Below are 20,314 nucleotides of genomic sequence, written 5' to 3' on the forward strand. Positions count from 1 at the left end.
ACTACCGGAAGCGCAGAGCGGTCGGCCCCTGCACCTTCGAGCCGCGGCGCTGCTTGGCCGGCATGGCGGCCAGCTTCTCGCGCAACTCGACGGCGTAGGCGGCGAGCGCCTCCACCAGGTCGGGCACCGAGGCGTGCGGCGGCTGGACGTCCACCCGAAGGCCGAACTCCGTCGCGGTCTCCGCCGTCTTGGGCCCGATCACGGCAACAACCGTGCGCGCGTGCGGCTTCCCGGCGATGCCGACGAGGTTCCGCACGGTCGAAGAAGACGTGAAGAGCACCGCGTCGAACCCGCCCGACTTGATCGCGTCCCGGATCTCGGCCGGCGGCGGCGCAGCCCGCACCGTCCGGTACGCGGTCACGTCGTCGACCTCCCAGCCGCGCTCGGTGAGCCCGGCGGCGAGCGTCTCGGTGGCGATGTCGGCGCGCGGCAGCAGCACCCGACCGACCGGGTCGAGGATCTCGTCGTGCGGCGAGAACTCGGCCAGCAGCCCTTCGGAGGACTGCTCCCCGGCGGGGATCAGCTCCGGCTGGATACCGAACGCGCGCACCGCGTCGGCGGTCGCCTCGCCGATACAGGCGATCTTGACGCCACCGAAGTGCCGGGCGTCCAGGCCGTGCTCGGCGAACTTCTCCCAGACCGCGCGGACCGCGTTCACCGAAGTGAAGATCACCCAGGCGTACCGGCCGTCGACCAGGCCCTTGACCGCCCGCTCCATCTGCGCCGGGGTACGCGGCGGCTCGACCGCGATGGTCGGCACCTCGCACGGGATCGCCCCGTACGCGCGCAGCCGTGCGCTCATCACGCCGGCCTGCTCCTTGGTCCGGGGAACCAGCACCTTCCAGCCGTACAGCGGGCGGTTCTCCCACCAGCTCAGCTTGTCGCGCTGCCCCACCCCGACACCGACGGTGAGCACCACCCGGCCGGTGAAGCCGAGCGCGGCGGCCACGAAGCTGTCCACGGTCGACGTGGTCGTGTACTGGGTCTCGCCGGTGCCGTCACCGGTCACCCCGACACCGGTGGTGCCGTCGACCCCGGCGGCCAGCAGCCCGTCCCGGACGGCCGCGAGGTCACCGGCGTCCACCGCGAGCGCGAGCGAACCCCGGCCGACGGCGGCGGCCAGCGCCTCGAAGTCCAGCGCGCTGACGTCCTCGACGTCGGCGGCAGTACGCACACCCGGCAGCGGAACACCCGCGTAGGTGGCCACACCCTCGGCCTGACCGACGCCGGGCACCACCTCGAAGTGGGCGGCGGTACGGGCGACGGCCTGCACCTCCTTGACCACCGAGTCGTGGCCGAACGGGTCACCGGCGACCAGGTGCACCGCGTTCAGCCCGGACCGGGCGGCGGAGATCAGCACCTTCGCCACGTCCCCCGGGGCGCCTTCGGCCGGGGTGAACTCGGCGTCGTCCCGGGCCTCGGCGCGCACGGCGGCGAGCAGCGACTCCGGGACTCCCCGGTCGTAGATCACCTGGTCGGCGTCGACCAGGGCGTCGTGCGCCCGGCGGGTCAGCAGACCTGGGTCGCCGGGGCCCGCCCCGACGAACGCGATACGGCCGACGGGCTTACGGGTGCGGGTCATTCTGTGCTCCCAAATTGCTGGGTCCCCGGGCCGGTGTGTCCTTCGTGGCCGAGGATCGAGTCGGCGCCGAGGTCGAGGAGTTCGGCGGCGAGTGCCTTACCGATCTCCGCAGCGTCGGCGGGCGTTCCGGTGCGGGACAGCCGGATGTCACGAGTGCCGTCCGGGCTGATCACCGCCCCGCGCAGGTAGATCTCGTCACCGTTCTCGCCTTCGGCGAGTTCGGCGTAGGCGGCGACGGGTGCGCTGCACCCGGCCTCCAGGGTGGCCAGCATCGCGCGTTCCGCGATGACCGCGGCGTGCGACGGTGCGTGGTCGAGCGTTCCGAGCAGCTCGACCAGATCCTGGTCGTCGACCCGGCACTCCACTGCCAGCGCGCCCTGGGCGGGCGCGGGCAGCATCAGCATCGGGTCCAGCGTCTCGGTGATCACGTCGGCCCGACCGATCCGGGCCAGGCCGGCCCGGGCCAGGACGACCGCGTCGAGGTCGGCATCGGGGCCGAGCACCCGCGCCAGGCGGGTGTCGATGTTGCCGCGGATCGGGGTGACCTCCAGTTGCAGGCCGAGCGCGTGCAACTGGGCGATCCGGCGCAGCGCGCCGGTGCCCACCGTGGCGCCGGGCGGCAGTTCGGCGAGCGTCTGGCCACCGCGGGCGATCAGTGCGTCGCGCGGGTCCTGCCGGGGCGGCACCGCCGCGATGTGCAGCCCGCCGGCGGCGGCCGTGGGCAGGTCCTTGTACGAGTGCACCGCGAAGTCGATCGTCCCGGCGGTCAGCGCGTCGCGCAGCGCGGAGACGAACACTCCGACGCCGAGCCGGTGCACCGGCGCGCTGGAGCGGTCGCCCGCGGTGACCACCTCGACCAGCTCGACCGGGCGGCCGGTGGCGGCGGTCACGGCCTCGGCGACCTGGCCGGACTGGGCCATCGCCAGGGTGCTGCCCCGGGTACCGAGGCGCAGGGGGGCGGTCATCGCGCACCTCCGGTGGGCGGGACGGGGTCGGTGGCGTCCGAGCCGGGCGCCGGGTCGTCGTCGGCGGCCGGCCTGCCGATCTCGGGGCTCAGCACGTCGGGGACGGTGTCCACCGGTGAGGTCTGCGGCACCTGCAGGTCGAACAGCTCACGCAGCAGGGCGGCGTACTGGTCGCCACCGGGCTCGGCGGCGAGCTGGCGGACCTTGACGGTGGGCTGGTGCAGCAGCCGCTGCACCACGCGGTGCACCGTACGGGCCACCTCGGCGCGCAGGTCGTCGCCGAGGTCGGGACGGCGCTGGGCCAGCCGACGCAGCTCGGTGGCGACGACGTCGTCGGCGCGACCCCGCAGCGCCGCCACGGTGGGCGCCACGTCGGCGCCGCGCAGCCAGGTGAGGAAGCCCTCCACCTCGCCGGTCACGATTCCTTCGACGGCGGCGGCGTCCGCCGCGGCCGGACCGTCGGCGAGCAGCGCCGCCATCCGGTCGATGTCGATCACCTCGACGCCGGCCAGGTCGGCGACGCCCTCCTCGACGTCGCGCGGAACGGCCAGGTCGAGCAGGACCAGCGGGCCCCGGGCCGGGTCGCGCTCGGCGAGCGCGGCCCCGACGACCGTCCGGGTGAGGACCGGTTCGGTGGACGCGGTGGCGGCCACTACGATGTCCACTGTGGAGAGCGTGGCGGCCAGTTCGGTCATCGGCGCGGCGCCCGCACCGTACGACTCGGCGAGCCGGACGGCCCGGTCGATGCCCCGGTTGGTGACCGTGAGTGGCCCGGCGCCCAGCCGGGACAGCGTGGCCACCCCGAGCGAGCCCATCGCACCGGCCCCGATCACCAGAGCCGGGTGGCCGGCGAGATCACCGTCGAGGTGCCCGGCCGCCAACTCCAGCGCGGCGGTGACGACGCTCTGGCCGGCCCGGTCGATGCCGGTCTCGGCGTGGGCCCGCTTGCCGACGCGCAGCGCCTGCTGCATCAGCTCGTGCAGCAGCCGGCCGGCCGAGTCGGCGCCGGTGGCCCAGTGGTACGCGTCGCGCAACTGGCCGAGGATCTGCGCCTCGCCCACGACCATGGAGTCCAGCCCCGTGGCGACGCGGAAGACGTGGTCCACGGCGGCGGTGTCGTAGTGGACGTACAGGTGGTTGGCGAGCGCCGCCGGGGTGCTGCCGGCCTGCTCGCCCAGGACGGCGCAGATGTCGCCGAGCCCGCCGTGGAAACCGGACACGGCGGCGTACACCTCCACCCGGTTGCAGGTGGAGACGAGCACCGCCTCGCTCACGTACGGCTGAGCGACCAGGCGGTCCAGGGTGCGGGTGAGGTCGGCGGGGGGCACGGCCAGCTGCTCCAGCGTGGCGACCGGGGCGGTCCGGTAGGACGCGCCGACGACGAGCAGTTTCACGTGCCGATCGCCTCCTGGGTGTCGGTGGCCGCGAGACCGCCGGGCAGGGCGGTGAGAGCGGACCCGCCGGTGGCGGGCAGCGCGGTCAGCGACGCCTTACGGTGCTCGTGGAAGGACAGAATCTGCAGCTCGATGGCGAGGTCGACCTTGCGCACGTCGACCCCCTCCGGAACAGAGAGTACGCACGGCGCGAAGTTGAGGATGCTCGTCACGCCGACCGCGACCAGCTGATCGGCGACCCGCTGGGCGGCCGGGGCGGGGGTGGCGATCACGCCGATCGCGATGGACTCCTGGGCGGCGACCGCGGGCAGGTCGTCGACATGCCGGACCACCAGCCCGTTGATCTCCTCGCCGACCCGCGAGGGATCGGCGTCGAACAGTGCGGCGATCCGGAAGCCCCGGCTGGCGAACCCGTCGTAGCCGGCCAGGGCGTGACCGAGATTACCCACGCCGACCAGGGCGACAGCGCGACGCTGTGTGAGCCCGAGCACGTACTCGATCTGCTCGATCAGCAACGCGACGTCGTAGCCGACGCCCCGGGTGCCGTACGAGCCGAGGTGGGAGAGGTCCTTGCGGAGCTTCGCGGAGTTGACTCCGGCGGCCGCCGAGAGACCCTCACTGGAGATCGTTTCGTGGCCGACGTCGGCGAGGTTGTGCAGCGCGCGCAGGTATTCCGGGAGCCGAGCGACGGTCGCCTCGGGAAGGTCCGGAAGCGCCGGTACGGCACCGGCGCGGCCGGGCGCACCTGGCTGACGGTGCTGACTCATGAGACTCCGTGCGGTGCGATCCTCGGCCAACTCTGCTGGTCGGCCGCTTATGGACTCCCGCTGGCGACCGTGGTTTCCGGCTGTGCTAGCAGGGCGCGTCGGAACTACAGAGTAGGCGCTTGTGAAGACGTGCACAAATCGCGATCTTGCCGCTCCAGCCCGCGACCCCACCCGCCCCTCCATTCCACAAGATCGATTGAGCGCTCACCACCCGCGCGATTATTACTCAATCCCGACTTCTCTGACCAATCCCGCGCCCCACCCCCGTCCCCGCCCCCGCCCCCACCCCCGACCTCGCGATCTTGCACTTTCGGTCGTTCCATAACGTCCGCAGCTACGCAAATCATCGACAGCAACTGCAAGATCGGCGCGGGAATGGGCGGGAGCGTGGGTTCGGAGGACCGCGGGGTGGGGGCAGCACTACCGGGGAGAGACCAGGCTTCGGGATGGGGGGCGGGGCCGCGGCTGCCTAGCCTTTGAGCCATGACCGCCCTTGCCGCCACCAGCGACCGGCAGCCGCTGGCACGGAGCATCCCCCGCCAACTCTTCGTCGACTCCGGGTACGTGCTTCTCGGCCTGCCACTGGCAGTGGCCAGCTTCGTCGTCCTCATCGTCGGCCTCTCGGCGGGCCTCGGCCTGATGGTCACCGTGATCGGCCTGCCGATCCTCAGCGGCACGCTGTACGCCGCACGCGGGCTGGCCGACATCGAGCGGCTGCGGCTGCCCGCCGTACTCCGGCAGCCCCGGATCCGACCGCGCTACCGACTGCCGGAGGCGGGCGCGAGCGCCTGGCGGCGGATCTTCCTGCCGATGCGCGACGCGCAATCCTGGCTCGACCTGGCGCACGGAATCCTGCGGTTGATCGTGGCCCTGGCCACCTTCGTGGTCACCGTCTCCTGGTGGGTCGTCGCGATCGCCAACTCCTTCTACTGGGCGTACGACTGGGCCCTGCCCCGGCCGTCCGGAGACGACCAGGATCTGGCGCAACTCCTCGGCCTGGGTGACTCGACCACCGCCCGGATCGGGCTGAACACCGCGGTCGGCGTGTTCTTCCTGATCACCCTGCCGATCGTGGTGCGGGGCTGCGCGCTGCTCCAGGCCAGCTTCGCTCGGGCCCTGTTGACCGGGGTGGCCGAGATGCGGGACCGGATCACCGTGCTGGAGGAGCAGAAGCGGGCGGCGGTGTCCGCCGAGGCGTCCGCGCTGCGCCGGCTGGAACGTGACATCCACGACGGCCCGCAGCAGCGCCTGGTCCGACTCGCGATGGACCTGAGCCGGGCCCGGATGCAGCTCGCCTCCGACCCGGAGGAGGCCGGCCGGACCATCGACGAGGCGGTGACCCAGACCCGGGAAACCCTTGCCGAGTTGCGGGCGCTGTCGCGCGGCATCGCTCCACCGATTTTGGTCGACCGGGGTCTGCCCAGCGCGCTCGCCGCGCTCGCCGGTCGCGGGCTCATCCCCATCGAGCTCCAGGTCGACCAGCAGTTGGGCACGCGGGACGGCCGACTCGACCCGGCGGTGGAGAACACCGCGTACTTCGTGGTGGCCGAGGCGCTGACCAACATCGCCAAGCACAGTCGGGCCACCGAGGCCACGGTCGCCGTGGCCCGCCAGGGCACCCACCTCCAGGTACGGGTGGGCGACGACGGGCAGGGCGGCGCGCACCTGGCGAAGGGGCACGGGCTGGCCGGTATCGCCGACCGGGTGCGGGCGGCCGGCGGTGAGCTGGCCGTGGTCAGCCCGAACGGCGGCCCCACCGAGATCCGCGCCGAACTGCCGCTGTGAACCAACGCGATGGCGGTCCCGACGTGGTAGACACCACACCCATGCGCATTGTGATCGCCGACGACGCCGTCCTGCTCCGGGAGGGGCTGGTACGACTGCTGACCGAGAGCGGGCACCAGGTGGTGGCCGCCGTCGGGGACGGCGACGCGCTCGTCGAGGCGGTGGTCGAGCACCGGCCCGACGTGTCGATCGTCGACGTCCGGATGCCGCCGACCCACACCGACGAGGGGCTGCGGGCGGCGGTGCGGGCACGCCAACTGGTGCCGCGTACGCCGATCCTGGTGCTCTCCCAGTACGTCGAGGTGTCGTACGCCGATGATCTGCTCGCCACCACCGGCGGCGCCGGCGGCGGCGGGATCGGCTACCTGCTCAAGGACCGGGTGGCGGCGATCGACGAGTTCCTGGACGCGCTGCGCCGGGTGGCGGCCGGCGGCACGGTGCTCGACCCGGAGGTGGTCGGCCAGCTCTTCGCCCGACGCCGCCGCGACGACCCGCTGCGCGAGTTGACCCCGCGCGAGCGGGAGGTGCTCGCGCTGATGGCCGAAGGTCGGTCGAACACGGCCATCGCCCGCGCCCTGGTGGTCAGCGACGGCGCGGTGGAGAAGCACGTCCGCAACATCTTCACCAAGCTCACCCTCCCGCCGGACACCGAGCAGCATCGGCGGGTGCTGGCCGTCCTCACCTACCTGCGGAACTGACCACCCGGGCGGCCAGAGCCACCGCGTCGGTGAGGGTGTCGGCCACCGGGTGACCGGAGTCGCGCAGCCGGGCCGGGTCGGTGAACCCGCCGGTGTAGAGCACCGCGCGACCGCCGACCGCGAGGGCCGCGTCCGCGTCGTCGATGGAGTCGCCGATGAGGACGACCGCGCTGCCGTCCACCTCCAGCTCGGCCAGGTGCCGCCGCAGCGACTCGGCCTTGCGGTCGCCGCCGACCGTCGCCCGCAGACCGTCGACCCGGGTGAAGTGGCCGGTCAGCCCGTACGTGTGCACCGTGGGCACCAGCTCCTCGTGGAACCACATGGAGAGCAGGCTCTGGCTGCCGTCCCAGGCGGCCATCGCGGTCCGCGCGTCGGCGGCCAGCTCGCAGGTGGTCAGCCCGTCGCGGTACGCGTCGTGGAAGATCCGGTCCAGCCGACCGAACGCCTCGTCGTCCACGGCCTGCCCGAGCACCTCGGCGTAGTAGTCGGCGATCGGCCGACGGAAGCGCGTCCGGTGCTCGTCGGAGGTGACGGTCGGCCCGCCCACGCTGGCGAACGCGGCGTTGGTGGCGGCCACCACCAGGCTGAGGTCGTTGAGCAGGGTGCCGTTCCAGTCCCAGACCAGGTGGGGGTGCGCAGGGGTCATCCGAGCACCCTAGGCCCTCAGAGCTGCGGCGTGGTCAGGTCCCGCAGCAGCCGATCCTCCTCCACCCGCCAGTAGCCGTGCTCCTTGCCGTCGAGCATCACCACCGGCAGCCGGTCCCCGTACTCCCGTTCCAGCTCCTCGTCGCCGGTGACGTCCCACTCGACCCACTTGTCGCCGGTGACCGCCACCACCCGGTCGAGCGCGGCCTTGGCGTCGTCGCACAGGTGGCAGCCGGGTCGGGTGATCAGGGCGAGCCGGGCGTCAGTGGCCATCGGGTACCTCCGTGCGGGCGTCGTCGGCGGATGCGGGCGATCCGGCCGGGGCCGCCGACCGGAGCTGGGTCTTTCGTACCTTGCCGATCGCCGAGTGGGGCAGTGCGTCGACGAACTCGACGGCGGTCGGGCACTTGAACCGGGCCAGGTTCCGTGCGCAGTGTGCGAGCAACTCCTCGCCGCTGACCGGCCGCCCCGACGCCGGCACCACGTACGCCCGCACAGTCTCGCCGGTTCGCGGGTGCGGCACACCCAGTACCGCCGACTCGGCCACCCCGGGGTGCCCGGCGAGCACCAACTCGACCTCGTGCGGATAGACGTTGAAGCCGTTGACCAGGATCAGGTCGCCGAGTCGGTCCACCAGGTGCAGGTCGCCGTCGGAGTCGGCGTACGCGATGTCGCCGGTGCCCCACCAGCCGTCGGCGTCCGGACCGTCGCGGCCGTCCGGCCAGTAGCCGTCGAAGAGGTTGGGGCCGCGTACGACGATCTGCCCCGGGTCGGTGCCGGGGGCGGCGTCGGAGATGTCCAGCTCGTCCGTGTCGTCGTCCGGGACGGCCTGGCCGTCGCGCCACAGGTCCACCGAGTCCGGCCCGACCAGGCGTAGCTGGACGCCGGGCAGCGGCCGCCCGATCGAGCCGGCCTTCGCCACCTTGCCGACCAGGGTGGAGGTGAGCACCGGCGCGGTCTCGGTGAGGCCGTAGCCGATGTGCACCGGGTGGCCGGTCGCCGCGGTGAAGCGCGCCGCGACCGCGGGTTCCAGGGGCGCCGCGCCGCACACCGCCATCCGTACCGACGCGGTCGCCGCGCGGACCGTGTCGGCGTCGGCCCAGGCCAGGAACATCGACGGTACGCCGACCAGCACGCTGACCCGGTGCCGGGCGATCTCGGCGAGTCCCGCCGTCGGGTCCGGCTCGTCGAGCAGCACGCCGGCGGCACCATGGTGGACGACGGCGCCGAGCCCCGCATTGAGGCCGTACGCGTGGAACAGCGGCAGGGCCAGCAGCACCGTGTCGTCCGGGCCGACCACCGGCGGCTCGATGGCGTCGACCTGGTCGAGGTTGGCCAGCAGCGCGCGGTGGGAGAGCATCGCGCCCTTCGGACGGCCGGCGGTGCCCGACGTATAGAGCAGTACGGCGAGGTCGTCCCCGCCGCGGCGGGCCCGGGGACGCGGCCCGGGCTGCCCGGCGGTCGGCGGGGTGTCGTGCACGGCGGTGAGCGCCGGCAGATCGGCGGCCACCTCGGCGACCAGGCCGCGGACCCGCTCGGTGCCGATCAGCAGCGACGCGCCGGAGTCGGACAGCACGTGTCGCAGCTCCGGGGCGGTGAAGCCGGGGTTGACCGGCACCGCGACCAGTCCGGCCCGCAGCGCGCCGAGCCACCCGAGAACGAAGTCGGGGGTGTTGGTCAGCGCGATCGCCACCCGGGGCGGTGTGTCGCCCGGCTCGGTGGCCGGAACGGCGGAAGCCAGGCCGTACGCGGCGGCGGTCACGGCGGCGTCCAGTTCGGACCAGCTCACCTGCTGATCCCGCCAGTGCAGCGCGGGCCGGTCGCCGTGGTCGAGAGCCGCCCGGCGGACGCGGTCGGCGAGGTTCGGCGGGAAGTCCTGCACGGTCATCGAGTCTGGCACAGCCGCGGTCGACGGGCCACGCCTCGACGGGTCGACGGGCCACGCCTCGACGGCCGCGCGGCGACGGCCGCAGATCGTCCCGTCAACGGGACGCCCACCGTGCCACCGACGCACCGATCGAGTCCGGCTGATGGGACGGGCGACGCACCCGGTCAACGGTTCGGCCCAGCCGGTACGGCGGGTGGCGGGTACCGCTCAGCTGATCGGCCAATGTGCCGTCCGACCTGGGGATCCATGCTGGAACAACCGGTCGGTCGAAAGTCAAACGCACACGACGGACAACCGGTCCGCCGCCGGTGCGACACAGCGGGAAATACTTCCGCCTTGTGTAACGGACTTGCCACGCGCGGGTGACGTTGGCCCTATTATCACTCGGGTCGGCTCACCCCATTTGCCGTGAGTCGACACCCCTCAGCCCGAGGAGGCCCCCGTGCCTGTGAGCGCATTGGACCAGCACCTCAAGGGGAACTGCCGCCCGTCGGCACACCCCGGAACAGTCCTGCCCGACCGGCTACCCGGTCGGTCCGCACCGACGACCCGCAAACCGGCCCGTCCGGCCACCAAGGGGACGGGGGCGGCGCGATGACCACCTTCGGATACGCGGAACGTCCCGTCGGCCTGACCGGCCAGACGCCCCGCTCGCAGGTCAACGAACGGCCGGCAACCCGCGCGCCGCTGGGCGACCCGCACGCCGCGCTGCGGGGCGAGAGCCCCGCGCAGCGGACCCGCAACCGCCCCCACACCAACGAGCCTCCACCGAGACCGGCGGTCCCCGGTGGCAACGCGATGCCGACCGGCGGTCGGGTCGCCGCGCCGACCCGACCGACCATGCCGTCGCAGGGCCGCCGGGCCGGCGACGCCCCGGCGCCGGCCACCGACCCGGCCGCGGGCGAGACGGCGGTGATCCCGGCGGTTCCGGCCGCCGCGCCGACCACGCCGACCGGTTTCCCGAGCCGTCCGGACCCGTCCGACCCGGCCACCGAGGTCTGGACGCTGGTCGAGCGCGCACAGGCCGGCGAGTCAGCGGCGTTCGGTCTCATCTACGACAGGTACGTGGACACCGTCTTCCGGTTCGTCTACTTCCGGGTGGGCAACCGTCAGCTCGCCGAGGACCTGACGTCGGACACGTTCCTGCGTGCCCTCAAGCGGATCGGGAGCTTCACCTGGCAGGGCCGCGATCTCGGCGCCTGGCTGGTGACCATCGCCCGCAACCTGGTCGCGGACCATTTCAAGTCCGGCCGGTACCGGCTGGAGGTCACCACGGGCGACGTGCTCGACGCCGACCGCGAGGATCGCGGCCCCGAGGGCAGCCCGGAAGCGGCGGTGGTCGAACACATCACCAATGTCGCCCTGCTCACCGCCGTCAAACAGCTCAACCCGGAGCAGCAGGAGTGCATCGTGCTCCGGTTCCTACAGGGCTTCTCGGTGGCCGAGACGGCCCGCGCCATGGGCAAGAACGAGGGTGCCATCAAGGCTCTGCAGTACCGGGCCGTCCGTGCGCTGGCCCGACTGCTGCCCGACGGTTTCCAACCGTGATTCGCTAGCCGCACCGACGAGCGTCGATCACTGTCTGCGCAGCTCAGGGCGGGTCTCACTCGGTGACGCCGATCACTTTCTGTGATTTCCGCCCCGCCCGGCCCGTAACCCGTGCCCGGTCCGCCGCGTTTCTCCGGGTGCGACCGGTGGATGTCCCGGCAGGGCCGGGGCACCGAGGTCCGCCCGGCAGGCCGGACGGCGCCTCACCTCCGTGGTGTCACAAACGCCGCCCGGTCGCCGTAAACACGGCGGCCGACCGGCCGTGACCAGCGAGAGGAGGTGCCTGCGGTGGATAACGACCTCTTCTCCCGCCGGCGTGCCGAGCGCTTCGCGCAACTTCTCGACGAGGCCAACGGCGGCCGGCGGCACCACGTGCGGTCCCGGGTGGACAGCCAGCTGGCGCCGCTCGTCGCGGTGGGCCATCGGATCAACGCCGATCCTCCGACCGTCGAGGTGGATCCCGACTTCCGCACCGGCCTGCGGGCGATGCTGCTCGCCACCGCCGAGCGTGAGGGGATCGGCACGACCCCGGCGACCGCCGAGCCGGCCGCCCCGCGTGCCGCTACCACGAGCCGTGGCTCGTTGCTGCCGGCGGTCACCGCCCGGCGGGCCCGTGCCCGGGGAGCGATCCTGGTCGGCATCGCCGCCGGCGCCATCGCCGTCTCCGGCATCTCCGCCGCCAGCGAGAACGCCGTTCCCGGCGACGCGCTCTACGGAATGAAGCGGTCCACCGAGCGAGCGCAACTCGCCCTGGCCAGCTCGGACATCAGCCGTGGCCAGCTCTTCCTGGACTTCGCCCGGACCCGGCTCGGCGAGGCGGCCGAGCTGCGCGGCGACCGCATCGGCTACAGCGCTGTCCTCGACGACATGGACGCCGACACCCGGCAGGGCATCCGCCTGCTCACCGCCGCCGCTGTGCAGCGCGCCGAGCCGGCCAGCCTGGACGCCGTCAACACGTTCGTTGCCAGCCAGCGGCGGGCGGTGAACAACCTGCTCGACGGGGCCGGCCGGGCCGACCGGGAACGGACCCGGCGGTCGCTGGCCCTGCTGGACAGCATCCGGGAGCGGTCGGACGCGGTCCGCGCCGCCATCGCGTGCGGCCTGCCGGCGCCGACCGGCAGCGACACCCTCGGGCCCACCCCGAGCACCTGCCCCGGCACGCGCTGAGCCCACGACGAGACCGGGCCCACTGACCCGTACGGCGGAACCAGGCCCACGGACCCGCTGCGCGAGAGCGCACGACCGACCGGTCGCGGCACGGTTTTCTGTGCCCGGCCGGTCGGTCGTGCGTTCCGGATACCCTCGCTGGAGGCATCGTCGTAGCTGCGGAAGGAGGGGAAGTCGCGTGGCGCGCAGCCGCAGGATGACGGTCAGCACCGACGTTCAGGGACACACCGCCGGTTGGGCGGAGACCGACCTGGCGTCGGTCACCCCGCCCGCACCGGACCCGACCGCCGCCGCCTTCTTCGACGTCGACAACACGATGATGCAGGGCGCGTCGATCTACTGGTTCGCCCGGGGGCTCGCCGCCCGGAACTACTTCACGACCGCCGACCTGGCCCGCTTCGCCTGGCAGCAGCTCCGGTTCCGGTTGCTCGCCCGCGAGCACGCGGGCGACATGTCCCAGGCGAAGGAGGCCGCGCTGGCCTTCGTCGAGGGGTGGCGGGTCGACGACGTGGAACGCCTCTCGGAGGAGATCTTCGACGAGCTGATGGCCCCCCGGATCTGGGCCGGTACCCGCCAGCTCGCCCAACGCCACCTGGACGCCGGCCAGCGCGTGTGGCTGGTCAGCGCCGCCCCGGTCGAGATCGGCCGGGTGATCGCCGCCCGACTCGGCCTGACCGGTGCGATCGGCACGGTGGCCGAGGTGCGGGCCGGGGCGTACACCGGGCGGTTGGTGGGCGATCTCATGCACGGGCCGGCGAAGGCCGAGGCGGTCGCCCAGCTCGCCGCCGTGGAAGGGCTGGACCTGAGCCGCTGCGCGGCGTACAGCGACTCGGCCAACGACCTGCCGATGCTCTCCGCGGTGGGCCGGGCGGTCGCGGTCAACCCGGACGGCGCGCTGCTGCGGCAGGCCCGCCAGCGCGGCTGGGAGGTACGGGACTTCCGTACCGGCCGCCGAGCCGTCAAGATCGCCGTACCGTCGACGGCGGCGGCCGGGCTGGTCGCTGGCGCGGTCACCGCCGGCCTGGCCCTCCAGCGTCGCCGTCGCGCCGGCTGAGCGTCAGGGGCCGAACGGATCGGGTCGCCGTTCCAGCAGCGTGTGCAGGGTCTGCTGGATGGTCTCCCGCACCTGGTCGGCGAGGTTGAAGACGACCAGCGGATCGTCCGCCGAATCGGTCAGGTGGGCGGTGGGGATCGGCGGGCAGAACTCGATCAGCCACTTGCTGGGCAGCGGCACCATCCCCAGCGGCCCGAGCCACGGAAAGGTCGGCGTGACCGGGAAGTACGGGAGCTTGAGCAGTCGCGCGAGGGGTTTGATGTCGGCGAGCATCGGATAGATCTCCTCGCCGCCGACGATGGCGACCGGAACGATCGGGGTGCCGGTGCGCAGCGCGGCCGAGACGAAGCCGCCCCGACCGAACCGTTGCAGCTTGTACCGGTCCGCGTAGAGCTTGCCGATGCCCTTGAACCCCTCGGGGAACACGCCGACCAGGTCGCCACCGCCGAGTAGCCGCTCGGCGTCCGGGTTGCAGGCCACCGTGCCGCCGGTCTTGCGGGCGATCTCCGACACCACCGGCATCCGAAACACCAGGTCGGCGCCGAGCAGGCGCAGGTAGCGGCGGGCCGGATGCTTGTCGTGCAGGGCCGCCGACAGGATCAACGCGTCCAACGCCACGGTGCCGGAGTGGTTGCCGACCACCAGGGCGGGCCCGTCGCCGGGTACGTGCTCCACCCCGCTGACCTCGGTACGGAACCAGTCCCGGTAGAGCAGCCGCAGCAACGGGTGAAAGACCGCGTCCGTCAACTCCGGGTCGAAGCCGAACTCGTCGACCTCGTAGTCCCCGGCCAACCGTCGACGCAGGAACGCCAGGCCGTTGGCGACCCGGCGGTCCCACTGGTCCCCGGGCCGATCCGCCACCGCTGGCGCGGTGCCACCGCCGGAAGCCGGCGCGCTTGTGCCACCGCCGGAAGCCGGCAGGCTTGTGCCGCCGGGCGTCGGCGCGGTGCCACCGGAGGCGGGCGGGCTTCCGCTGGCCGGCTCGTCGGTGGCGCCGGTGTCGACCTCGTCGGCGGACGTACCCGCCGGGCCGTCGGTCGGCGTGTCGACCTCGTCAGCGGGTGTCGCGGTGGGCGCGAGCCGGGCCGCCGGGCGGTGGCCGTTGCGCCGCGCCGGCTCCGCGTCCGGCACGGGCGGAACCAGCGGTACGTCGAACCGCCCGATCCCCTGCGGGTCCTGCCCCTGCCCGGTCAAGATGTGCGCTCCCGAACCGCGGCACGGACCTGCCGGATGCCGTCCAGAACCAACTGTTCGGCGGCGGCCAACTGCCCCCGGCTGAGCACCGCCCTACCGTGGTGGGCGCGGATGAAGTCCTCGAACGCCTCGGCCGTGGAGCGCGGCGTGAAGCCGTACTCCTGCTCAAGGCGCGTGGTGTCGACGACCCGGCCGTGCACGAAGAGATCGACCTGGTCGAGGCCGTAGCGGCCGACCCCCATGGTGCGGGCCAGCGCCGCCGCGCCGGACAGCCCCGGCTCGAGCACCGGCACGGCCACCCGCCCGGCCCGCCGGATCGCCTGGGACAGCGACAGCACCCCCGGACCGGCGACGTTGTAGGTGCCCGGATGGTCTTCCACGATCGACCGGTGCAGCACCTCCAACGCGTCGTCGAAGTGCAGGAACTGCAGCCGGGGATCGCGGCCGAACACGGTCGGCACGAACGGCTGCGCGAAGTAGCGCGTCAGGGTCGTGTCGGCGGTCGAACCGATGAACGGGGCGAAACGCAGCACCGTCGCGGTCACGTCGGCCCGACGGCGACGGAAACCTCGGACGTACCCCTCGACGTCGAGGATGTCGCGGCCGAAACCGCCGCGCGGCACCTCGCGCGGCTCGGTCTCCTCGGTGAACACCGCCGGGTCGCGGAACGACACCCCGTACGCGGCGGTCGACGACCGGACCACGAGCTTGCGGAGGCGGGGCGCCCGCTGGCAGGCGGCGAGGAGCTGCATGGTCCCGATGACGTTCTGGTCCTTCATGGCCGACCGGCCACCGTGCTGCCGGTCGGGAGAGCTGACCAACGCGAGGTGGACCACCGCGTCGACGTCCAGATCGGCGAGGAGCCCACCGAGCGAAGCCGGGTCGACACGGATCCGCTCGACCCGGTCCAGCAGATCGGTGAACTCGGCGGCCGGCTCCGGCGCGTCCACACCGATGACCCGCTCGATACGCGGATCGGCGGCCAGTCGGGCCGCCACGTGGGCGCCCAGGTAACGACCGACCCCGGTCACGACGACGACCCCCGGAGCACCTGGGGTGCTACCGGGGGTCATCTGACGCACCTACCCCGACAGGCGGGATCGAGCCGGGACGACCACGGCCTGATCACCTGAGCCTCCGGAGGTCGACAGTTTGGCAAGCGACGCTGCCGGGCAGAGCCCGGCGCCGGTCACTTGCCGAGACGGCGACGCTGGACGCGGGTCTTACGCAGCAGCTTGCGGTGCTTCTTCTTAGCCATGCGCTTACGGCGCTTCTTGACCACCGAGCCCATACGACAGCCTTTCGATACAACGTGCGGGGCGGACCGGATGACACCACGCAGGTGACGACGGAGACCGCATGCGGACAACGGACCGGACCAGTCTGGGCGGCGGGGCGCACCGGCAGGGTCTCGGTCGCGCTCCAGGGTAGCCGCAGAGCCTCAGCAGGACCAACGCGCCCCCGTCCATGACGCCTAGGGGGCGCTCAATCGGCCGTCCGGTGGCTCAGGCGGTTTCCTGAAAGGCGCCTCGCAGGTATTCGTGCACCGCGTGCTCGGGCACCCGGAACGACCGGCCCACCCGGACCGCGGTCAGCTCACCGCTGTGCACGAGGCGATAGACCGTCATCTTCGACACCCGCATGACCGTCGCCACCTCCGCGACGGTCAGGAACTTGACCTCCGACAGCCGTCCGTCGGACTGCGACCCGGCCATGGCTCACCGACCCATCCCATGCCCGGCGCGGGCCAACCCGACGGATGCTCCGGGCCGGGCGGCGACGCGCGTGTTACCAGTACGGTAGCGGGGCGGCTGTGACCGGCGCGATCCCTTCGTACAACTGATCATGTTTCGGTGGTCGGTTCACCCGATCCGGCCGGCCGTTATCTCCCCGGCTGCGTCCGTCGTCCGGTTGCTCACTCGGCGCGCAGCGCCACCACGGTTGCTCACTCGGCGCGCAGCGCCACCACGGTTGCTCACTCGGCGCGCAGCGCCACCACCGGGTCGAGCCGGCCGGCGCGCTGCGCGGGAACCACGCCGAAGACGATCCCCACCGCCGCCGACACACCGAAGGCCAGCGCCAGCGACCACCACGTGATCGCGGCGGGGATCGGTGACAACGCGTCCACCAGCAGGGCGGTACCCACGCCCAGCGCCATCCCGGTCAGCCCGCCGATGGTGGTGAGCAGCACCGCCTCCAGCAGGAACTGCACGCCGATGTCGCGGGGTCGGGCGCCGACGGCCTTGCGCAGCCCGATCTCCCGGGTCCGCTCGCGGACGCTGACCAGCATGATGTTGGAGACGCCGACGCCGCCGACGAGCAGCGAGATGCCGGCGATGGCGGCGAGCACACCGGTGAGTACGCCGAGGATGTCGCCGAGCACACCGAGGATCTGCTGCTGCGTGACCGCGCTGAACTCGGTGTCCGGGTGCCGGCGGTTCAGCTCCGCGACGATGCGTTCGCCCAGCTCGTCGATCCGTTCCCGGTCGGGCGCCTTGACGGCGATGCCGTCCACCCGCTGGGTGCCCCAGAGGCGCTGCGCGGCGGTCACCGGTACGTGCACCTCGTCGTCCCGGTCGACGCCGAGACTCTGCCCGAGGGGCGCGAACACGCCGATGACCCGGAACCGTACGCCGGCGAGGGTCACCTGCTGGCCCAGCGGATCGCGGTCGGGGAACAACGCGCGGGCCACCGAGTCGCCGAGCACCGCGACCCGCCGGCTGGTGTCCACGTCCGTGCCGGTGAGATAGCGGCCCCGGGCCAACGAGCGGGTGAACACCGTCGGCGTGGTCTCCAGCACGCCCTGGACGGTGGTGAAGTCCGAGCGCGCGCCGGCCCGCGCGGTCGCCCCCGAGGCGACGGTGACCGCGACCCGCTGGGGATCGCCGACGACGCGGGAGACCGCCTCGGCGTCCTTGAGCGTCAACGGCGAGACCACCGGCGCGGTGCCCACCTCGATCTTGCCGGGGACCACCAGCAGCAGGTTGGAGCCGAGCCCCTCGACCTGCTGCTCCACCTTCTGCTTGGTGCCGGTGCCGATGGCGACCAGCAACACCACCGACGCGACACCGATGATCACGCCGAGCATGGTGAGCGAGCTGCGCAGCCGATTGGCGCGCAACGCGTCCAGCGCGACCCGCCACGCCTCGGCGACCCTCACGCCGCACCGTCCTCGGGCTCGTCGCGGTTTGGGCCGGGGTCGAGCGGAAGGCGTCCGGTGGCTCCGGCGGCGCCACCGGAGCCACCGGACGGGTGCCCCGGGCCGTTTCCGGACACGGACCGGGGCTCCGCGCTGGGAGCGGGCACCAGTGTCTCAGGTCGACCGTGATCGACGGACGGCGGTCGATCATGAAGGACGTCGGCGCTGTCCGCCACCACCACACCGTCGCGCATGGTGATCCGGCGGGCGGCCCGCGCCGCCACCTCCTGGTCGTGGGTGACCATCACCAGCGCCACCCCGGACTCCGCGTTCAACCGCTCCAACAGTTCCAGGACGGCCGCGCCGGTCACACTGTCCAGGTTGCCGGTCGGCTCGTCGGCCAGCAGCACCGTCGGCTCGGTGACCAGCGCGCGGGCGATGGCGACCCGCTGCTGCTCGCCACCGGACATCTGGTTGGGCCGGTGGTCCAGCCGGTGCCCGAGACCGACCCGGCCCAGCATCGCCGCCGCCCGCTCCCGGCGCTGCCGGGCCGACACCCCCCGATAGACCAGCGGCAACGCCACGTTCTCCACCGCCGACGTACGCGGCAGCAGGTGGAACGCCTGGAACACGAAGCCGATCGTCTCGTTGCGCAGGGCGGCCATCTCCGGCGGCGAGAGGGTGTTGACGTCCCGCCCGCCGATCACCAACCGTCCACCGGTCGGCCGGTCGAGACCGCCCAGCAGGTGCATGAGCGTGGACTTGCCGGAGCCGGACGGCCCCACCAGCGCCACGTAGTCCCCCGGCTGCACGGTCAGCGAGACCCCGCGCAGCGCCTCGACCGACACCCCGTCGAGCTGGTACGTGCGCGACACGTCCACCGCCTCGATTGCCGGCGGGGTGTCGCTCACCGCACCTCCTGACCGTCGCGCACCTGGTCGGTGCCGCGCACCACGATGCGGTCGCCGGCCTGGACGCCGTTGAGGATCTGCACCAGGTCGGACCCCTGGACGCCCACGGTCACCGGCGCGCGGTCGGCCTTTCCGTCGCGGACCACCCACACGGCGTCCCGACCGTCGGCGGAGAAGACGGCCGAGGCGGGGACGGTCACCGCGTCGGCCGCCTCCCGTACGCGCAGGTGCACGATCGCGTTCATGCCGGGACGGGGCGTGGGGGCGGGCTCGTCCTCGGCCAGCTTTCCCGCGCCCAGCGCGAGGCGTACCCGATAGGTGACCCCGCCCTGCGCGGAGCTGGTGGGGAGCACGTCGACCGAGCGGACCGTGGCGTCGTAGCTGGCTCCGGTCACGGCGTCCAGCTCGACGGTGGCGGTCACGCCGGGCTTGACCAGCAGCACGTCGGTCTCGTCGACGTCGGCGAGCAGTCCGAGCTGCCCGGTGTCCACGATGGTCAGCACGGGCGTGCCGGCGGTGACCTGACCGCCGACCACGACGGCGTCGTCGACGCCGGCCGGCGGGCCGCCCTGCGCCGGTGACAGGGCCGACGGGTCGATCCCGGCCCCACCGGCCTGTTCCAACAGCCCGGCCAGGCCGCCGCTCGGGCCACCGCCGGCCCGGGTGCCGCCCGGCTGCACCACCCCGCCGATGGGGGCGCGCAGGGTCAACGCGTCGACGGTCGCCTTGGCCAGGTCGTACGCCTGCTGGGCCTGTAGCCGTTGCGCCGCGGACAGCGAGCCGACGGCGGAGTTCAACCCGCTGATCCCCCGCTGCACCGCGCGGACGGCCTCGTCGGCGCTCTGCGCGGCGGCGGCGTACTGCCGCTGGGCGGACGTCACCTGGGCCAGCAGCGCGTCCCGCAACTGCTGGTCGGCAATCTTCTCGGCGGCCTTGCGAGCGGCGTCGAACGCCTCGTCGGCGGCCTTGTCGGTGCCCCGCCGGCTGCTGGTCAGGTTGCCGGTGGAGACACCCCGGCCGGCGCGCTTCGCGGCGTCCAGCGCCTCCTTCGCCTGGCGCAGCCGGGCCTGGGCCGACGGGGACGCGACCACCGCGAGCACCTGACCGCGCTTCACCCGCTGTCCAGGCTGGACCCGCAGGCTGGCCAGGGTGCCGCCGGCGGGCGAGGTGAGGCTGGCGGCGGCGCGGGCCGTCACCGTCGCCGGAGCGTCGATCACCTCGCTGACCGGGCTACGGGCGGCCGCGGCGAGCGCGACCGGCGGTTGGTCGTCACCGCAGGACGCGGCGGTGGTGGCGGTGAGGACGGCGACGGCGGTCAGGGCGATGAGCAGGCGGGGCCGCGTGGCGCTTGCGGGCCTCGGCAGGTCGGGGCTGCGCATCCACTCATCCTATGGGGCTGGCCGTGGCAACCTTAGCGGCCGAGCAGCAGGTGCAGCCGACTCAACTGACTGAGGCTCTGGCTTCGAAATCGACCGCCGTACCGATCGAAATGAAGGGGCAGCGCCAGCCATGTTCAACAGGCGCTCAGACGTTACAGTCCGTCACTATAGCAATGTCCATGTATATCAATGATCCGT

General features: G+C 73.0%; 19 protein-coding genes. 5 read left to right on the forward strand and 14 right to left on the reverse strand.

The genetic code is table 11. The annotated features are described in order from the left end of the window. Position 1: 1 nt before the first annotated feature. Genes ACQP03_RS31220 through ACQP03_RS31235 form a run of 4 tightly spaced genes read right to left on the reverse strand, consistent with a single transcriptional unit; the run spans position 2 to position 4,708 of the window. Complete coding sequence (locus ACQP03_RS31220; RefSeq protein WP_357129203.1) at positions 2–1,582, reverse strand: uroporphyrinogen-III synthase; 1,581 nt, start codon at positions 1,580–1,582, stop codon at positions 2–4. Continuing rightward, complete coding sequence (hemC, locus tag ACQP03_RS31225) at positions 1,579–2,547, reverse strand: hydroxymethylbilane synthase (protein WP_433459395.1); 969 nt, start codon at positions 2,545–2,547, stop codon at positions 1,579–1,581. Before hemC ends, ACQP03_RS31220 begins: the two co-directional genes overlap by 4 nt. After that, a complete protein-coding gene (locus ACQP03_RS31230) occupies positions 2,544–3,941 on the reverse strand; it encodes a glutamyl-tRNA reductase (protein WP_357129197.1) in 1,398 nt (465 codons plus the stop codon). The genes hemC and ACQP03_RS31230 overlap by 4 nt, the downstream gene beginning before the upstream one ends. Beyond that, positions 3,938–4,708 (reverse strand): redox-sensing transcriptional repressor Rex, encoded by a 771-nt coding sequence (locus ACQP03_RS31235; protein ID WP_357129194.1) that lies wholly within the window; start codon positions 4,706–4,708, stop codon positions 3,938–3,940. The genes ACQP03_RS31230 and ACQP03_RS31235 overlap by 4 nt, the downstream gene beginning before the upstream one ends. A 483-nt stretch (positions 4,709–5,191) precedes the next feature. On the opposite strand from ACQP03_RS31235, the gene ACQP03_RS31240 reads away from it, so the two are divergent. Both ACQP03_RS31240 and ACQP03_RS31245 read left to right on the forward strand, forming a co-directional pair. After that, positions 5,192–6,493 (forward strand): sensor histidine kinase, encoded by a 1,302-nt coding sequence (locus tag ACQP03_RS31240; RefSeq protein ID WP_357129191.1) that lies wholly within the window; start codon positions 5,192–5,194, stop codon positions 6,491–6,493. A 41-nt stretch (positions 6,494–6,534) separates the two neighbouring features. Next, a complete protein-coding gene (locus ACQP03_RS31245) occupies positions 6,535–7,191 on the forward strand; it encodes a response regulator transcription factor (RefSeq protein WP_357129188.1) in 657 nt (218 codons plus the stop codon). Here ACQP03_RS31245 and ACQP03_RS31250 read toward each other — a convergent pair. The 3 genes from ACQP03_RS31250 to ACQP03_RS31260 are packed head-to-tail and all read right to left on the reverse strand — an operon-like array spanning position 7,172 to position 9,724. Next, entirely contained in the window at positions 7,172–7,837 is a 666-nt protein-coding gene (locus tag ACQP03_RS31250) for an HAD family hydrolase (RefSeq protein WP_357172331.1), read from the reverse strand. The two genes, ACQP03_RS31245 and ACQP03_RS31250, sit on opposite strands and share 20 nt — an antisense overlap. A 17-nt stretch (positions 7,838–7,854) precedes the next feature. Continuing rightward, positions 7,855–8,109, reverse strand: a complete 255-nt coding sequence (locus tag ACQP03_RS31255) for a glutaredoxin family protein (protein WP_355050810.1) — start codon at positions 8,107–8,109, stop codon at positions 7,855–7,857. Next, the gene (locus ACQP03_RS31260; protein ID WP_433459399.1) at positions 8,099–9,724 is read right to left on the reverse strand and encodes an AMP-binding protein; all 1,626 of its coding nucleotides are present in this window, start codon (positions 9,722–9,724) and stop codon (positions 8,099–8,101) included. The genes ACQP03_RS31255 and ACQP03_RS31260 overlap by 11 nt, the downstream gene beginning before the upstream one ends. Before the next feature lie 594 nt (positions 9,725–10,318). Here ACQP03_RS31260 and ACQP03_RS31265 point away from each other — a divergent pair. From ACQP03_RS31265 to ACQP03_RS31275, 3 genes are all read left to right on the forward strand, one after another. Continuing rightward, positions 10,319–11,272, forward strand: a complete 954-nt coding sequence (locus ACQP03_RS31265) for an ECF subfamily RNA polymerase sigma factor, BldN family (RefSeq protein WP_357392841.1) — start codon at positions 10,319–10,321, stop codon at positions 11,270–11,272. A 288-nt stretch (positions 11,273–11,560) separates the two neighbouring features. After that, complete coding sequence (locus ACQP03_RS31270) at positions 11,561–12,439, forward strand: DUF5667 domain-containing protein (RefSeq protein ID WP_357392840.1); 879 nt, start codon at positions 11,561–11,563, stop codon at positions 12,437–12,439. Positions 12,440–12,617: 178 nt separating this feature from the next. Continuing rightward, positions 12,618–13,493, forward strand: coding sequence for an HAD family hydrolase (locus ACQP03_RS31275; RefSeq protein WP_396832423.1), 876 nt, complete (start codon positions 12,618–12,620; stop codon positions 13,491–13,493). A gap of 3 nt (positions 13,494–13,496) precedes the next feature. Here ACQP03_RS31275 and ACQP03_RS31280 read toward each other — a convergent pair whose 3' ends face one another. The 7 genes from ACQP03_RS31280 to ACQP03_RS31310 form a co-directional block, all read right to left on the reverse strand. Further along, the gene (locus ACQP03_RS31280; protein WP_357129258.1) at positions 13,497–14,354 is read right to left on the reverse strand and encodes a lysophospholipid acyltransferase family protein; all 858 of its coding nucleotides are present in this window, start codon (positions 14,352–14,354) and stop codon (positions 13,497–13,499) included. Between the two features lie 329 nt (positions 14,355–14,683). Next, a complete protein-coding gene (locus ACQP03_RS31285; RefSeq protein ID WP_357129173.1) occupies positions 14,684–15,760 on the reverse strand; it encodes an NAD-dependent epimerase/dehydratase family protein in 1,077 nt (358 codons plus the stop codon). A 116-nt stretch (positions 15,761–15,876) separates the two neighbouring features. Continuing rightward, on the reverse strand, positions 15,877–15,978 hold the full coding sequence (locus ACQP03_RS31290) for a 30S ribosomal protein bS22 (protein WP_007465623.1): 102 nt from the start codon (positions 15,976–15,978) through the stop codon (positions 15,877–15,879). Positions 15,979–16,192: 214 nt separating this feature from the next. Beyond that, positions 16,193–16,402: a helix-turn-helix domain-containing protein gene (locus ACQP03_RS31295; RefSeq protein WP_007465625.1), complete on the reverse strand. Its 210-nt coding sequence runs from the start codon at positions 16,400–16,402 to the stop codon at positions 16,193–16,195. Positions 16,403–16,662: 260 nt separating this feature from the next. After that, positions 16,663–17,847 carry an ABC transporter permease gene (locus tag ACQP03_RS31300; protein WP_357129170.1) on the reverse strand — a complete coding sequence of 395 codons (1,185 nt, stop codon included), beginning with the start codon at positions 17,845–17,847 and terminating at the stop codon, positions 16,663–16,665. Beyond that, positions 17,844–18,737, reverse strand: a complete 894-nt coding sequence (locus ACQP03_RS31305; protein ID WP_357129167.1) for an ABC transporter ATP-binding protein — start codon at positions 18,735–18,737, stop codon at positions 17,844–17,846. The genes ACQP03_RS31300 and ACQP03_RS31305 overlap by 4 nt, the downstream gene beginning before the upstream one ends. Further along, positions 18,734–20,116, reverse strand: a complete 1,383-nt coding sequence (locus ACQP03_RS31310; protein ID WP_363660105.1) for an efflux RND transporter periplasmic adaptor subunit — start codon at positions 20,114–20,116, stop codon at positions 18,734–18,736. The genes ACQP03_RS31305 and ACQP03_RS31310 overlap by 4 nt, the downstream gene beginning before the upstream one ends. Positions 20,117–20,314: the final 198 nt, after the last annotated feature.

Source organism: Micromonospora sp. CA-248212 (assembly GCF_050948405.1).
In the GTDB taxonomy this organism is placed as follows: Bacteria; Actinomycetota; Actinomycetes; order Mycobacteriales; family Micromonosporaceae; genus Micromonospora.